The 15,382-nt window shown below is 63.2% G+C and carries 15 protein-coding genes and 1 tRNA gene; 6 read left to right on the top strand and 10 right to left on the bottom strand.

The features are described 5' to 3' along the window. Positions 1 to 52 precede the first annotated feature (52 nt). From BMZ35_RS03575 to BMZ35_RS03550, 5 genes are all read left to right on the top strand, one after another. Positions 53 to 616, top strand: a complete 564-nt coding sequence (locus tag BMZ35_RS03575; protein WP_131814321.1) for a peptidoglycan-binding domain-containing protein — start codon at positions 53 to 55, stop codon at positions 614 to 616. 718 nt (positions 617 to 1,334) lie between these two features. Continuing rightward, positions 1,335 to 2,195, top strand: coding sequence for an FAD binding domain-containing protein (locus BMZ35_RS03565; protein WP_093090935.1), 861 nt, complete (start codon positions 1,335 to 1,337; stop codon positions 2,193 to 2,195). Between the two features lie 3 nt (positions 2,196 to 2,198). Further along, a complete protein-coding gene (locus tag BMZ35_RS03560) occupies positions 2,199 to 2,681 on the top strand; it encodes a (2Fe-2S)-binding protein (protein WP_093090933.1) in 483 nt (160 codons plus the stop codon). Next, positions 2,681 to 4,921: a xanthine dehydrogenase family protein molybdopterin-binding subunit gene (locus BMZ35_RS03555; protein ID WP_093090930.1), complete on the top strand. Its 2,241-nt coding sequence runs from the start codon at positions 2,681 to 2,683 to the stop codon at positions 4,919 to 4,921. The genes BMZ35_RS03560 and BMZ35_RS03555 overlap by 1 nt, the downstream gene beginning before the upstream one ends. Beyond that, entirely contained in the window at positions 4,918 to 5,169 is a 252-nt protein-coding gene (locus BMZ35_RS03550) for a MoaD/ThiS family protein (RefSeq protein WP_093090928.1), read from the top strand. The genes BMZ35_RS03555 and BMZ35_RS03550 overlap by 4 nt, the downstream gene beginning before the upstream one ends. Before the next feature lie 28 nt (positions 5,170 to 5,197). Here the strand turns inward: BMZ35_RS03550 and BMZ35_RS03545 are convergent, their stop codons facing one another. The 8 genes from BMZ35_RS03545 to BMZ35_RS03510 all read right to left on the bottom strand — a co-directional run bounded on the left by BMZ35_RS03545 (position 5,198) and on the right by BMZ35_RS03510 (position 12,293). Further along, on the bottom strand, positions 5,198 to 5,857 hold the full coding sequence (locus BMZ35_RS03545; protein WP_093090926.1) for a DsbA family oxidoreductase: 660 nt from the start codon (positions 5,855 to 5,857) through the stop codon (positions 5,198 to 5,200). A gap of 86 nt (positions 5,858 to 5,943) precedes the next feature. Continuing rightward, positions 5,944 to 6,873 carry an AEC family transporter gene (locus BMZ35_RS03540; protein WP_093090924.1) on the bottom strand — a complete coding sequence of 310 codons (930 nt, stop codon included), beginning with the start codon at positions 6,871 to 6,873 and terminating at the stop codon, positions 5,944 to 5,946. 12 nt (positions 6,874 to 6,885) lie between these two features. Next, on the bottom strand, positions 6,886 to 7,686 hold the full coding sequence (locus BMZ35_RS03535) for an MBL fold metallo-hydrolase (RefSeq protein ID WP_093090922.1): 801 nt from the start codon (positions 7,684 to 7,686) through the stop codon (positions 6,886 to 6,888). After that, on the bottom strand, positions 7,683 to 8,489 hold the full coding sequence (locus BMZ35_RS03530) for a TatD family hydrolase (RefSeq protein WP_093092532.1): 807 nt from the start codon (positions 8,487 to 8,489) through the stop codon (positions 7,683 to 7,685). The genes BMZ35_RS03535 and BMZ35_RS03530 overlap by 4 nt, the downstream gene beginning before the upstream one ends. Before the next feature lie 5 nt (positions 8,490 to 8,494). Next, positions 8,495 to 9,613, bottom strand: a complete 1,119-nt coding sequence (locus tag BMZ35_RS03525; protein ID WP_093090920.1) for a DNA polymerase III subunit delta' — start codon at positions 9,611 to 9,613, stop codon at positions 8,495 to 8,497. After that, positions 9,610 to 10,236 carry a dTMP kinase gene (gene tmk, locus BMZ35_RS03520; protein WP_093090918.1) on the bottom strand — a complete coding sequence of 209 codons (627 nt, stop codon included), beginning with the start codon at positions 10,234 to 10,236 and terminating at the stop codon, positions 9,610 to 9,612. Before tmk ends, BMZ35_RS03525 begins: the two co-directional genes overlap by 4 nt. Beyond that, a complete protein-coding gene (locus tag BMZ35_RS03515; RefSeq protein WP_093090916.1) occupies positions 10,233 to 11,402 on the bottom strand; it encodes a D-alanyl-D-alanine carboxypeptidase family protein in 1,170 nt (389 codons plus the stop codon). Before BMZ35_RS03515 ends, tmk begins: the two co-directional genes overlap by 4 nt. Before the next feature lie 12 nt (positions 11,403 to 11,414). Then, entirely contained in the window at positions 11,415 to 12,293 is an 879-nt protein-coding gene (locus BMZ35_RS03510; protein WP_093090914.1) for an SPOR domain-containing protein, read from the bottom strand. A gap of 195 nt (positions 12,294 to 12,488) precedes the next feature. Between BMZ35_RS03510 and BMZ35_RS03505 the strand changes: the two genes are divergently transcribed. Beyond that, positions 12,489 to 12,578: transfer RNA gene (locus BMZ35_RS03505), tRNA-Ser, on the top strand. Positions 12,579 to 12,937: 359 nt separating this feature from the next. On the opposite strand, the gene BMZ35_RS03500 is transcribed toward BMZ35_RS03505, so the two are convergent. Both BMZ35_RS03500 and BMZ35_RS03495 read right to left on the bottom strand, forming a co-directional pair. Beyond that, complete coding sequence (locus tag BMZ35_RS03500) at positions 12,938 to 14,626, bottom strand: recombinase family protein (protein WP_093090912.1); 1,689 nt, start codon at positions 14,624 to 14,626, stop codon at positions 12,938 to 12,940. Continuing rightward, positions 14,623 to 15,039: a DUF2924 domain-containing protein gene (locus BMZ35_RS03495; protein WP_093090910.1), complete on the bottom strand. Its 417-nt coding sequence runs from the start codon at positions 15,037 to 15,039 to the stop codon at positions 14,623 to 14,625. Before BMZ35_RS03495 ends, BMZ35_RS03500 begins: the two co-directional genes overlap by 4 nt. Positions 15,040 to 15,382 lie beyond the last annotated feature (343 nt).

Here is a 15,382-nt window from a genome sequence, read left to right as displayed (position 1 = left end):
GCTTCGGAAATTGACCGGACGAAAGTAGACTTGCGACAAGAGGAATATTCTATTGAAAAGACTTTCTGCCATCATGGCGATTTGTTTGTTCTCGACCTCTGCAGTAGCTGCAGACCGCAACGGAACTCGGGCTATGCAGCATGCATTGTTTCGCCTTGGTTTGTACGAATCGAAGATCGATGGTCTGACTGGGCCGGGGACTAGAAAAGCTATGGCGGAATACTCCAAGAGGTATCATGTCGACAATAATTTCGCTTCGATTGCATTGGACATCGAGTTCAAACGACGAGAGCAATGGCAAGCCGAATGGACAGACTTGCTCGACGCTGCGGTATCAGAGGAACTGGAAACGTACCTCTTGGACTTCGGATCCGCAAAAATCAAAGAGAAGATCCTCTTCGTCGGCAATCACGGATGGCAAACCGCATGCCTTTACATCAACGCTAAGAACCAGTTCGGCGCGTATACAGGTTACCAGTGGGTTTTCTTCCCGATGAAGAAAAGCGTCGTGGATGGATACCCTCCGTATGTGATGCCAGACCTTGTTCCCCCTCTTCCGAAAGAGACCTACGAGTTCTGGTGTCAGATGGGGTTCGTTGTTGGTCAAGCTGACTAGGGTTGCGCTTGTACTGCACCACTCCGTGCGAGTGGCGCGTTGCCTCAGAATAAACGTCACACAAAGGGTAACGAACGGATGTGTGACGTTGCTCCTTATCCCCTTATTTTTAAGGCTTTTCGGAAATTCGGTGAGTTTCGAGTCTTCTCGACCGCACCATTGGGTCCTTGCCCATAGCAACGCCCGGGCCATGCCGGGTTCCTGCCTTGGCTCAGACGCCGAAAATCTTCTGACAAACCAATCCAGCGGGCCGATGCAACAGGCGTTTGGCGTGTGCGGTGCGTGTGTTCTGTTCAGGGCTGTTCCGGTTTTGCAGTTCGGGTCGGTTGTCGGCAAAAATGTGTCGCTGTTGCCCGAACCCGAGAGCGCAAACATGTAAGAGTATCAGCCAACAACGCGCGTTTCGCCGTGCATGCCGTGCGTGTGGTTATGTGCCCCCCTGATAAGGGAGTCGGAGCGGCAGGGCGCGTGGCGCCGCAGGCGGAGGCCTGTGTGTAGTGTCGCGATCAGGGGCGTTGGCGGGCCCGGTATCCCCGGCCATCTTGTTGACCCGAGGTCAGGAACATGGGGCAGGCTGTGCCGGCTCCATGAATGAAAACAGCGCTTGATCCGCACGGGCTGCAGGCGCAAGACTAGGACAAAGGCGCGCGGAATTGCGCGCCCTATGCTTTTTCGCGGGGGCGCGGGCCCCTGACGGAACGCCAGGAAGGAAGGTCATATGCATTATCATTCGCCGTCGACATTCGAAGACGCCGCGCGGCTTGCGGCGTCGACCACCGGAGTCACCCGGTTTCTCGCTGGTGGCACCGATGTGCTGGTGCAGATGCGCGCCGGTATGGTGCTCCCGGACGATCTGATCGACCTCAAGGGGATACCCGGGGTGGCCGACATCCAACAGACCGAGGATGGCGGTTGGCGGATCGGCGTCGCTGTGCCGGGCATTCAACTGGGCGCGCATGCCGCGCTGGTGGCGGATTGGCCCGGTGTGGTCGAGGGGATGGAGCTTGTCGGTTCGACCCAGGTGCAGGGGCGCGCGACGCTGACCGGGAACCTGTGCAACGGCTCGCCGGCAGCGGATTCGGTGCCGGGGCTGGTGGCGGCCGGGGCGACGGTGGAGATCACCGGACAGGACGGCACGCGTACTGCATCGGTTGAGGACATCCCGGCGGGACCGGGCAAAACGACGCTGGCGCAGGGGGAGCTGATTTCGGCGATCCTGTTGCCGCCGCGCGGGCAGAATGGCGGCGACGCTTACCTGCGCTTCATTCCGCGCACCGAGATGGATATTGCGGTGGTGGGCTGTGCCGTCAGCCTGACGCTTGACGGTGATACGGTGACAGCGGCGCGTGTTGCGCTGGGCGCGGTGGCGCCGACGGTGGTGCTGGTGCCCGAGGCGGCCGAGGCCATCATTGGCACGACGCTGGACGACGCGGCGCTGGAGGCGCTGGCCAAGGCGGCAAGCGCCGCCTGCAACCCGATTGACGACAAACGCGGAACGGTGGCGTTCCGCACGGATGTGGCGGGCGTGTTGGCCGGGCGCGCCGCGAAGATCGCGTATACGCGCGCGAAAGGAGCCTGAGACATGAGCAAGACCCACGTAACGACGAAGGTAAACGGGGACACGGTTGAGTTTCTGGCCGACCCGCGCGCCAGCCTGCTGGATTGCCTGCGCGACAATCTTGGCCTGACCGGAACCAAGGAAGGCTGCGGCACCGGCGATTGCGGTGCCTGTTCGGTGACGCTTGACGGAACGCTTGTGTGTTCCTGTCTCGTGCTGGGGGTCGAGGCCGAGGGCCGCGAGATCGGCACGATCGAGGGCATGGCGGAAGACAAGGAACTGCATCCGTTGCAGCGCAAGTTCATCGAACATGCGGCGCTGCAATGCGGGTTCTGCACGCCGGGCTTCCTTGTGGCGGCCAAGGCGCTTCTGGATCAGAACCAGAACCCGACCGAGGAAGAGGTCCGCTATTGGCTGGCGGGCAACCTGTGCCGGTGCACCGGCTATGACAAGATCATCCGCGCCGTGATGGATGCGGCGGCGGAACTGCGTGGGGAGGCTGCGTGATGGCGAAGGACGGACTCACAGAATTCAGACTGGTTGGCACACGGCCGGACCGCCCGGACGGGCTCGACAAGGTGACGGGGCGTGCGCGCTATGGTGCGGATATCTCTGCTCCGGGCATGCTTTGGGCGGCGGTGGTGCGCAGCCCTCATGCGCATGCGCGGATCGTCAAGATCGACACCTCGAAGGCCGAGGCGCTGGACGGGGTGAAGGCGGTGATCACGCGTGCCGACTTCCCAGAGGGGCTGACCGGAGAGGCGTGGAACCTGCAGGAAAACACCATGGCCGGGGACCGCGCGCTTTATGACGGGCATGCGGTGGCCGCCGTGGCGGCGACGTCGGCTTTCGTGGCGCAGGATGCGGCGCGGCTGATCGAGGTCGAGTACGAGGTGCTGCCGCATGTGATCGACGTGGATGACGCGATCAAGCCCGATGCGCCGGTGATCCGGGAAGGCGCGGCGGATGCGACCGTGCCCGAAGGCATGCCACCCAACGTGGTGCGCTATATGGAGTTCGGTCATGGCGACGTGGAAGCCGGGTTCGGCGCCGCGGATCTTGTCATGGAGAAGACCTACAAGACCGAGGCCACGCACCAGGGCTATATCGAACCGCATGCCTGCATGGGGCAGATGGGCGAAGACGGCCGGGGCGAGATGTGGGTCTGTACGCAGGGCCATTGGTTCATTCGCAAGATGTGTACCGATGTGCTGGGGCTCGACCCGGCGCAGCTTCGCGTGACCCCATCCGAGATCGGTGGCGGTTTTGGCGGCAAGACGACGATCTTCATGGAACCGCTGAGCCTTGCGCTGAGCAAGAAGGCGGGCGGGCGTCCGGTGAAGGTTGTGATGACCCGTTCCGAAGTGCTGCGGGCCACGGGGCCGACGGCGTCGGCGTCGATGGACGTGAAGATCGGCATGACCAAGGATGGACAGATCACCGCCGGGCGGGCCGAGTTCCGCATGCAGGGCGGGGCCTTTCCGGGCGCGCCGGTGGATTTCGCGCTGATGTGTGGCTTTGCCGCCTACAAGATGCCGGCGGTGGAACATATCGGCTATGACGTTCTGGCCAACCGCCCGCGCGCGGCGGCCTATCGCGCGCCGGGCTCCCCGATGGGGGCCTTTGCGGTGGAGAGCCTTGTCGACGAGATGTGCCGTGAGCTGGGGCTTGATCCGCTGGAGGTGCGCCTGAAAAACGCGGTGCACGAAGGGGACAAGGCCAGCTATGGGCCGAAATTCGGTTCGATCGGGCTGGAAGAAGTATTGCAGGCCACGAAGGCGCACCCGAACCTGTTGGCCGAGTTGGGGCCGAACCAGGGACGCGGTATGGCCAGTGGTTATTGGTTCAACCATAGCGGCGACACGTCAGTTTCGCTGGCGATTTCCGAGGATGGCACGGCGCAGGTTTCCGTGGGCACGCCGGATATCGGCGGGAGCCGGGCGTCGATTGCGCTGATGACGGCGGAAACGCTGGGCATCGACTATGAAGACGTGCGGGTCAACGTGGTCGAGACCGGCGCGCTGGGCGTGAACGAGCCCACCCACGGAAGCCGTGCGACATTTGCCAGCGGCAAGGCGGCGGTGATGGCCGCAGAGCAGGCGATTGGCGAGATGTGTCGCCGGGCGGCGGCCAAATGGGGCATTGATCCAGAGGCCGTGGAATGGGTCGATGGCGCGGCACAGCCCGCCGGGCCGAATGCCGGGAAGTTCCCGCCGATGACCATTGCCGAGATCGCGGCCAAGATGAGTTCGACAGGTGGTCCGATTGCCGGACACCATGAATCGGTACCCGAAGGTGTGGGCGCAAGCTTTGGCACCCATGTGGTGGATGTCGAAGTGGACCCGGAGACCGGGCGCACGACCATTCTGCGCTATCTCGTGGTGCAGGATGCCGGTCGGGCGATTCACCCGGCCTATGTGGAAGGCCAGTATCAGGGCGGCGCGGTGCAGGGCATCGGCTGGGCGCTGAACGAAGCCTATATCTATGGCGAGGACGGGCGGTTGCAGAACACGGTGTTCCTTGATTACCGGATCCCGGTGGCGTCGGACCTGCCGATGATCGACACGGTGATCGTTGAGGTGCCCAATCCGGGCCACCCTTACGGGGTGCGTGGGGTCGGGGAAACCGGGATCACGCCGCCGCTGCCTGCGATTGCCAACGCGATCCATGACGCGGTGGGCGTGCGTCTGCGCAGCCTGCCGATGTCACCCCCCGCAGTTCTGGCGGCACTCAAGGCCAAGGAATGAGCGGGGCGGTTTCCGTTCATCTGTGGTCCAGCCTGACCCGGTTCACGGACGGGGCGCGGGTGGTCGCGGTCGAGGCGGGAACGGTTGGGCAGGTTCTGGAGGCGCTTTCGGGCGCCTATCCGGGGCTTGAACCGATCCTTGAGGCGGGCGTTTCGGTGGTGATTGATGACGAACTGGTCACGGATCACCACAGCGCCGTGCCCGAGGGGGCCGAAGTGTACCTGATGCAACGGATCAAGGGCGGCTGAGGCCGCCCTTTGGTTTTTTGACCGAGATTTATTGGCTGACCTGGCGCGGTTGCGCGGCCATCTGGGTTAGCACCTGTGTGAAAGTGTCGACGCCCTGCGCGCCCGAAGTGGCCTGTCGCGCATCAAAGATCATCGTCGGGACGCCGCTCACTCCGCGCGAAGTCCAGAAAGCTTCCTTGTCGCGCACGGTATGGGCAAAGCGCTGATCGTTCAGAACAGCGCGGGCCTCGTCGCCGTCAAGGCCGACGGTTTCGGCCACCGCAATCAGGATTTCGGGATCGGACACGTCTTTGCCGTCAGTGAAATAGGCGTCAAACAGCGCGAGCTTGAGGTCCTGAGTTTTTCCCATGTCCGAGGCCCAGTGCAGCAGCTGATGGGCGTTGAACGTGTTGTAGATGCGGCTCTCGGGGGTGAAGGCAAAGGTGAAGCCGAGATCGGCGCCCAATTGCGTGAGATGCGCGCGGGCGGAGGCGGATTGTTCGGGGGTGCTGCCGTATTTGCGGGCGATGTGTTCGCCGGTGTTTTCACCCTCGGGGACCATGTCGGGGTTGAGTTCGAACGGGTGCCAGTAGGTTTCCACGGGCACGCCGGCTTTCTCGCTGGCCGCGATCAGTTGGCGGTAACCGACAATGCACCAGGGGCAGACGACGTCTGAAATGATGTCCACTCGGATGGGGGCGATGGTCATGGCGTTGGCTCCTTTGCGCGAGGCAAGGAATATGGACCTCGGGTGCCGGGGGTTCAAGTCACGGTGTTGTGTGTCGGGCGTCTGCCTTAGGGGATCACGAAGAGCCAGAGCCAGATGGTGAAGACCGAGGCGCCGGTGGCAATCAGCACGCTTGAAGCGGCGACACGCTGGGCGCGGCCATACATGTTGGCAAAGAGATAGGCGTTGACGCCGGGGGCCATGGTGGCGGTGAGCACGGCGGAGCGAAAGCTGTCGCGGTCAAGGCCGGAGAGTGTACCCAGTGTCCATGTGATCAGCGGGTGCAGGCCAAGCGCGATGGCGCAGGCAAATAGGATCACGCGCATGTCGCCTTCGGGGCGGTAACGGAACAGGACGCCGCCCATGCCGAAAAGCGCAGCCGGCAGGGCCGAGGCGGCGATGAGGTTGACCGCCGAAGTGATGGCGTCGGGCACAGGGATATGGCCAAGGTTGACGATGAAGCCCAGACCGATCCCGAGGATCAGCGCGTTGGAAAACATCGCCTTGAGCACCTTGGGCACGATGGCGCGGCGACTGCCGCCACGGGCGCGCAGGATTTCCATGACGGTGATGCCCAGCCCATAGCAGAAGGGTGCGTGGATCGAGACGATGGCATAGTTGCCGGTGAGTGCGTCGGGGCCATACGCCTGTTCGGTGATGGCTAGGCCGAGGAGCAGGGAGTTGGAGAAGAGGCAGATGAAGCCGATGGCGGTGGCGTCTTCCCAGTCGCGGCCAAAGAAATAGCGTGCCCCCAGCATCCCGGCGAGAAAGCACAGGAAAGCCCCGGCATAGAAGCTGCCCATCATGGGCAGGTTGTATTCGGCGGCCAGATCCAGCGAAGAGATCGCGCGGAACAGCAGGACGGGTACGGCAATGCCGGTGGCATAGCGCATCAGCCCGTCGACGTGATTATGCGTGAAGTAGCCGCGCCAAGTGGCGACATAGCCCGCGCCGATCACCACAAAGACCGGCAGGATGACCGAGATCAGCGTCTGCATATGCGCAGCCGTTCAGACATCGTAGGTGATTTGCATGCCGTCATAGGCCGGTGTGATGTGGGCGGGGGTTTCGGCGTCGACCGTGGCATAGTCGAGGTCGATATGCATGTTGGTCAGCACGGCGCGCCGGGGAGCGGTGCGGTCGATCCATTGCAGCGACTTTTCGAAATGCGCGTGTGTCGGGTGGGGCGTGCGGCGCAGGGTGTCGAGGATGAAGCAATCCATGTTCTGCAGGGCGTCCCAGGCATCGTCGGGGATGTCGGCCACGTCGGGCATGTAGACCAGCCCGCCGACACGGAAGGCGAGCGCGTCGATGCTGCCGTGATTGACTTCGATCGGAGTGAAGGTGATGTCGCCTCCGGCGCCCGAGACGGTCACGTCGCCCTTGATCGTGTGCATGTCGAGGATCGGCGGATAGGGCGAATCCTCGGGCTGCACAAAAGCATAGCCGAAGCGGGAATAAAGCGCGTCCTGTGTCGGGCCGTCGGCCCAGACCGGGATGCGTTTGCGCATGTTGAAGACGATCATGCGCAGATCGTCGATGCCGTGCACGTGGTCGGCATGGGAATGGGTGTAGAGCACGGCGTCAAGCGCGCCGATCTCTTCGCGCAGAAGCTGGTGGCGCATGTCGGGCGAGGTGTCGATCAGGACGGTCGTCTTGCCGTCATTGTTTTCACGCTCGACCAGCAGGGAGCAGCGGGTGCGGCGGTTGCGTGGGTTCTCGGGGTCGCAATCGCCCCAGTGCCCGCCAAGACGGGGGACGCCGCCCGAGCTGCCGCAGCCCAAGATGGTGAAGGTCAGACGGGCGCTCATGCGGCTTTGGCCTTGAGCTGGGCCTTGGAGAACAGGCGGTCGAAATTGGCCTGTGTCTGGGCCGCGAACTCGGCGTAGTCCATGCCGAACACCTCGGCGCCGACGCGGGCGGTTTTCTCGACATAGGCGGGTTCGTTGCGCTTGCCGCGGAACGGGGGCGGCGCAAGGTAGGGCGCGTCGGTTTCGACGAGGATGCGGTCCACGGGGGCAGCGGCAAAGATGTCGCGCACCTCTTGCGAGCGGGGGAAGGTGGCGATGCCGGACATGGAGAGGTAAAAGCCTAGGTCGAGCATCTGGCGCGCCAGCTCTGCGCCGGAGCTGTAGCAATGCATGACGCAGGTATAGGCGCCGTTCTGGAATTCTTCGGTCAGGATGCGGGCCATGTCTTCGTCTGCGTCGCGGCTGTGAATGATCAGCGGCAGACCGGTTTCGCGGGCTGCTTCTACGTGTACGCGCAGAGAGGTCTGTTGGATGTCCTTGCTTTCGGCGGTGTAGTGGTAATCAAGCCCGGTTTCGCCGATGCCGACGAATTTCGGATGCTTGGCAAGTGCAACCAGTTCGTCGAGCGTGGCCAGCGGTTCGTCGGCGGCGCTCATCGGGTGGGTGCCGGCGGCGTAGAAGACGGGCGCATGCGCTTCGGCAATGGCGCGCACCTGCGGTTCGAGGCGCAAGCGGGTGCATATCGTGACCATGCGGGTGACGCCGGCCCGGCCCGCGCGGGCGACGATGTCTTCCAGTTGCCCCTCGAAGTCGGGGAAGTCGAGATGGCAATGGCTGTCGGTGATTTCGGGCAGGTCGGTCATATCGCTCATGCGCTGGCAGTTTTCTGAATCCTGAAAACCGTATCAAGCACCAGCGCGGCAGGGTCAAGGTTCACCGCCTGACCGTGGCGGCTGCGATCGGTGATTTCCTGTGCCGCGACGGCCCATTCGCGCGCTTTGTGGGCGTTGGGGGCCAGACGGGAGAGCAGGGCGGCCTCGCCCGGGGCAGCCTCGACCAGAGGCGGCTGTCCGGTGGCGCCGGTGCGCGCGAGGCGGGTCACGAAGGTGTCGATCAGGGTCAGGAGCAGTTCGAACTTGTCGGCGGCACCGCGCTGGGCGGCGGCTTCGGCCAGTTTCAGCGCCTGCTGGCGGTCAAAGCCGGGCATGGTGGAGAAAAGCGCAACGAGATGCTGGTACATCTCCATCCCGCCAAGGCGGACAAGGCGCAGGGCCTCGCCGACTGAGCCGGCGGAAAGTTCGGCAAGCGCCGGGGTTTCCTCGACCTCGAGCCCGGCCTGTTGCAGCGCGGCGTGCATGTCCTCGGGAGAGAGCGGGTGCAGGCGCAGTTCGCGGCAACGCGAACGGATCGTCGGCAAGAGGCGTGAGGGCTGGTGCGAGATCAGAAGGAGCGTGGTGCGCGCGGGTGGCTCTTCGAGCATTTTCAGAAGGCCGTTGGCGGCGTTCATGTTCATGTCGTCGGCGGCATCCACGATCACGACGCGGCGCCCGCCCTCGGCAGAGGACATGTGCAGGAAATGGGTCAGGCCGCGAATGTCGTCGATCACGATCTGGTCGCGCAGGCGCCCGGTTTTCTCGTTTACGGTCCGCGTGATCGAGAACAACCCCGGTTCGGAGCGCGCGGCGATGCGGCGGGCGGCGGGGTGGTCGGGATCGACCTGCAGGCTGTCATATTGGGGAGGGCCGCCGAACAGGCCGCCATCGGCCTCGCCCGCCGTGGCCAGCAGAAAGCGGGCGATCTGCCAAGCCAGCGTCGCCTTGCCCACGCCAAGCGGGCCGGTGATCAGCCAGCCGTGGTGCAGACGGTCTGCGTTCAGAGCCTGCAGGAAATCGCGCTGGGCGGCGTCCTGTCCGAAAAGGCGCAAGGTCTCGCGAGGATGCGGCGCGCCGGGGACGCGATCGGCTTCTGGGAGGGCCTCTTCGCTCACGCCAGATGCTCCAGCGCGATGCGGGTGACGTCTAGGGCAACCTCTTCGGGGCTGCGCCCGCCATCGATGACGCGGAAACGGTCGGAAAATTCATTGGCGAGGTTGAGAAAACCGCGGCGCATCTGTTCTTGAAGCGCCTGCCCGAAATCCTCGAACCGCTCCTCGGAAGTCTGGCGGGCCTTGGCGCGGGTGAGGCCAAGGGCCGGGTCCATGTCGATCAGCAATGTCAGGTCGGGTTCACGCCCGATCATGAGGGCGTGCAGCTGGTCGACAATGCCGCGCAGATCGCCGCGCGACAGGCCCTGATACATGCGGGTTGAATCGGCAAAGCGGTCGCAGATCACCACCTTGCCCTGCGCCAGCGCGGGCAGGATCGTGCGTTCGAGATGATCGCGGCGGGCCGCCGTGAAAAGCAGGATCTCGGTTTCAGCGGACCAGCGGTCTGGGTCGCCTTCGAGCACGAGGGAGCGGATTTCCTCGGCCCCCGGAGAGCCGCCGGGTTCACGGGTCAGGACAACGTCATAGCCTTCGGCGCGCAGGGCATCGGCCAGACGGCGGGCCTGTGTCGACTTGCCGGACCCGTCGATGCCCTCGAAAGTGATAAAGCAGGCGGCGTGTTTCAAAGCGCCCCCGCCGGGGTCAGCCCGAGCTGACCCATCAAGACGTTGGTCGCGGTGCGCAGGCGCACGGCAAAGCCCCCTTCGGAGATGTCGTTCTCGGCCACGAGGGGCACGCGGATTTCGGGCAGTTCTTCCGGTTTGAGCACCAATTGGGCCAGTTCCTGCCCCTTGGTAATCGGCGCGTTGACCGGCCCTTGATAGACCACTTCGGCCTGTACCTTGTTCTGGGCCAGAACAGGGAGCAGCACGGTGATGTCCTCGGTCGGGACAAGACCGACACGGGGCAGGCTGCCCATCCAGACATCCGCCTCGGCCACGCGCTCACCGGCCTTGACGAGGGTGGATTGCGAGAACTGGCGGAAAGCCCAGTTAACGATCTGTTCGGACACTTCGGCACGGGCGGCGGTACTCTCGAGGCCAGAAATGGCAAAGATCACGCGGCGTCCGCCCTGCACGGCGGACCCGACAAGACCATACCCTGCTTCGGATGTGTGGCCGGTCTTGAGACCGTCGGCGCCGATGTTGAGCTTCAGAAGCGGGTTGCGGTTGCGGGTGTTCTGGGGGGCGCGGCCGTCAAACTTGAATTCGGTTTCGGCGAACATCGGGTAGAAGTCGGGGAAGTCGCTGATCAGGCGGTTGGCAAGCAGCACCAGATCGCGCATCGACATGCGATGTCCGGGCGCGGGCCAGCCATTGGAGTTGGCGAAGGTCGAGTTTGTCATGCCCATCTGGCGCGCCTTGCGGGTCATCAGGCGAGCGAACCCGGCTTCGGTCCCGTCCGGGCTCAGTGTTTCGGCGATCACGGCACAGGCGTCATTGCCCGAAAGCACGATGATCCCACGCAGAAGGTCAATCACCTTGACCCGGTCGGTCGTGTCCAGAAACATCGTCGAGCCGCCATAGCTCATCGCGTGTTTGGACACGGGCAGGCGTTCTTCGGTCGACAGGCGCCCGTCGCGGATCGCCTCGAACGCCATGTAGAGTGTCATCAGCTTGGACATCGAAGCCGGCGGCAGGGCGGTGTCGGCATTCTTGGCCATGAGCACGGTGCCGGTGGACTGATCCATGACAAAGGCCGCCGTCGCGCGGGTTTCAAAGGCGCGGGCCGCCGACAGCGGCAGCATCAGCACAAGCACAAGGGCCAGAAGGGTGGCAAAAAGCCGGGGCATTCAGCGTCTCCGTCAGTTGGTCACGGCATAGGCGTCGGTAAAGCCGGTGCCGTGCACTTTCTTGATCATCGCGTTCAGGCCGGATTTCGAGGTCGCGGGCCCGACCAGAACGCGCCAGAAGGTCTTGCTTCCGGACGTGGTTTTCTTGATCTGCGGCTCAAGCCCGGCGGTGCGCATCTGGTCGGCGGCGGTCTTGGCGTTGGCCTCGACCGAGAAGATGCCGATCTGCACATAGGGTTTCTTGAGCGACGAGGATTGCGGTTTGGGGGCAACCTCCGACTGGGCCGCGGGCGGTGTCGGCTTGGTTTCTTCGGCCTCGGCGGCGGCAATGGCCGCCGTCGCCGCTGCAATCGGTTCGAGCGGGGCCTCTTCGACCTGAGCAGGTTCGGTGACTTCGGATGTCGCCTCGGCGGTGGCTGGCGGATCCTCGGGCACTTCCTCGCGCCGCAGCGCAGTGACATTCAGTTCGACGGGCTGACCGGCGAGCATGCCAAGCGCCTCGGCGGCGTCAGATGAGACCTGGATGCGCGGTCCGGGGATTTCCCGTTCGCGGCGGAACAGTGCGCCGATCACGAACTTGCCGTTGGCCTGGTTGCGGATGATGACTCGTTCCGGGTCGGCCACGTCCGGGTGCGCCGCCCAGACCCCGCCCAGCGACGGGCGCCCATCCCAGAGGCCGGCCTCGGTCTTGGAAAAGACCTCGGGGGCTTCGACATCGCGTTCCACCAGCTTGGTTGTTTGTCCGGCAGTGGTGGGCGCGGTGGGTTCCTTGTTCCCGAACAGCGCAAATTCCTCGCCGTCGGTGCAGGCACCGAGCGACATCACGAGAAGCAATGCGGCGACGGATGCGCCACGCCGTCCCGGTCCGATTGGAGTGCGGATGAGTGCCATGTCTTGTCCCTTGCCTGTCAGCGGTCGTTGTCGCAGATGATCCCGACACCGCGATACGCGCGGGCCGGACCGTGTTTGTTTGCGCAGAGTTTACCCCCATGTGCAAAGCAATAAAAGTCCGGCAGGTGCAATCGGCAAAAAATCACCCTGTCACGTCTTGCACATGGGCAATCGCGCGATTAGTCATGTCGCGTCGGAGGAGTGGCAGAGTGGTCGAATGCACCGGTCTTGAAAACCGACGAGGGTTAACGCCCTCCGTGGGTTCGAATCCCACCTCCTCCGCCACCGACCCCTGTCTCAGAAATCCCTGCAGAATTGGTTGCGATTAGTGCCGCGATTTCCGTCGGTTGCGGGCGGGGCTTTGGAACTGAGACGCACCGTGGCGCTGCATTTTCCAGAGCATTCTCAGAAGTCTCAGAGAGCCATTTTGGCCGGTGAGGTTTGGGGTGGGATTTCCCTGATACGGGCAGATTAACAGGGAAATTCGACAAATTCGGTTTGTTTTGCCTGATTTCAAGATCGTTTTCGGCGGCTATTTCAGCAGGTTAGTTGGCAAATTCCCTACATATCGGAACAGGGAATTTGAATCTGTAAACAGGGAAATTTCGGGAGCAGATCAGGGAAGTTATTTTCTCGAACAGGGATCAGGCGATTTGGGCGATTCCGAAGAGGCATTCCTGAGCCGACCAGCCCATCGGTATCTTGCTGCGGGCAATGGTTTCGAGCGTCAGGTCTGTGGGCTGCGATCCGTTGAGGATGGCCTGCTGGATTCGGGGCGACAGGAATGCCATCGGAACGATACGTGTGATGTAACTTTCCGAGATGGAAGTCGCGCTGGCGATCTGTTTGACCGATGACCCAGCCTTCATCTGGACGACCCAGTCATGGGCATTGCGCAGCGCCCGGATCAGGGTGGCGTCGGGCGATGGCGCCATCTCGCCTGCGATGATCTTCATCTCGACACCCCGGCGGCGGATGGTGAAGGGGACATCGACGGAACACAGTCTCGGGTTCAGTTCCGTTTTCGACAGGTTCAGTCTCGTTGCGAGGGTCTTGGCGCAGAGATCAAGGTGCAGCCGCCCGTCGCTGATTGACCCGGACCTGAGAATGTCGACGACTACCCTGAGGCCATTTCGCTCAATCCCGGCCACCAGGGTCTCCGTGGCCTTGACGGCGGTTGCCGATGTCAGTGCGTCCGAAGCCGATACGACCTGATGGTGTTTGGCCGCCTGACGAAGATGATCTGCGATCGCCTGTGTCACGACGTCTTCCAGCGCCTTGGCGGGCAGGCGCCAGCCGGAGGGATCGGGCTTGCCGTAGATCAGGCGGTTCGAGACATAGTAGTGATGGCGTTGGCTGCCCTTCTGTGTGTGAGACGGGGTGAGGATGTCGCCGGTCTCATCGCGCAGCTTGCCCAGAAGTGGCGCGGTTGGTGTGGACGAGGTGGCTTGGTCTGATCCACTCCCGCCGCGTCGGCGCATCGCGGCGGCTTCCAGCTTGTCCTGCACCCGGTCCCATTGATGCTGGTCGATGATGGCGGCGTGTTGCCCCGGAAAGGACGTGTCCTTGTGACGGATGCGCCCGAGATAGGTCGGGTTGCGCAGAATATGGTAGATTTGACCCCGGGTGAACGGGTTCCCGCCCTGCACTCGACCCGTGGAAAATACATGCCGCTTTGAGATAAGGCCTTCCGAGGTCGCCTGCCGCATGACGGCATTCAGGCGTGCCAGCTCGTCATAGAGGTCAAAGACGCGCCGCACCGTCGCCGCCTCGGTGTCGTTCATCACCAGTTCCCGGGCGTTCGGATCGGGATGGGCATCATAACCGAGAGGCGGGACGCCGCCCATCCAGAGCCCCTTCTTCTTGGAAGCGGCGATCTTGTCGCGGATACGTTCTGCAGTGACCTCGCGCTCGAACTGCGCGAAGGAGAGAAGCACGTTGAGGGTGAGGCGCCCCATGGAAGACGACGTATTGAACGCCTGCGTGACAGAGACAAAGGAACAGTCGGCCTCTTCGAGCTGCTCGACCAGTTTGGCAAAGTCGGCAAGCGACCGGGTCAGGCGGTCGATCTTGTAGACCACCACCATGTCGATGAGACCGGCTTCGATATCTGCCAGCAGCTGCTGCAGGGCAGGGCGCTCCAGATTGCCGCCGGACTTGCCGCCATCGTCGTACCGGGCGGGCAGCAGTTTCCAGCCTTCGTGCTTCTGACTTGCGACATAGGCGGCGCAGGCCTCGTGCTGGGCATCGAGCGAGTTGAACTCCTGGTCGAGGCCCTCTTCGGACGACTTGCGGGTGTAGATGGCGCAGCGGATCTTGCGGGTCTTGCTCATTTGCCTGCCCCCTTGTTCAGCCCGAAGAAACGGGGCCCGGACCAATGCGCCCCGGTGATGGTGCGGGCAATGACCGAGAGCGAACGGTAGGTCTCCCCGTTCCAGACGAACCCGTCTTCGGTGACGCCCACCACATGGGTCACCCCGTTCCATTCCCTGAGCAACCGTCCACCGGGCTTGAGGGCGGGGGCGGCTTTGGAGGGCGTTCGGGATGGGCCGGGTTTTGCAAGCTCCTTGAGGAGAGACTTTGGCAACCCTCCGTACATCTGTGCCTGGATCTCGAAGGCCAGCACCCGGCGCATGAAGACCTGGCTCATGCGTGGGGGTGGGGCTTTGTCATGGATCTCGCGCCATGCGACGGACAGGGCATCGCGGTCGAGGTCGTCGAGGTCATTCAGCGTGGGCAGGGGCATGTGCGTCTCCTCATGGTCATGGGTGGGGGGTCGATGCCCGGTACTGAGGAGAGCCCGAACTCTTCGGGCGTGAGACCAGTGATGCGTGGTCTGGCCGCTTCGTCCAGTCTTTTCTGCAATTGGCTGGGAATTGTCTCAAATTGGGGGCGCTCGGTGCGATACCAACCCCACAATTCTTCGTACTTTCAATGTGTTACATTCCTCGTCAACAAATATTTTCCTTGCGCCTGGGTGTCTGGAAGCATATGATGCCCACAGCCCTGCAAGGGACAGGTTCCCGAGGGGGGATGGTGACATCTCCCAGGCAGCATTCGGCACCGCCGGTTACGGCGGATATGGCCGG

Origin of the sequence: Shimia aestuarii (genome assembly GCF_900114635.1) — a bacterium.
Classification (GTDB): domain Bacteria; phylum Pseudomonadota; class Alphaproteobacteria; order Rhodobacterales; family Rhodobacteraceae; genus Shimia; species Shimia aestuarii.
This window is presented reverse-complemented; position numbering and strand designations above follow the sequence as displayed.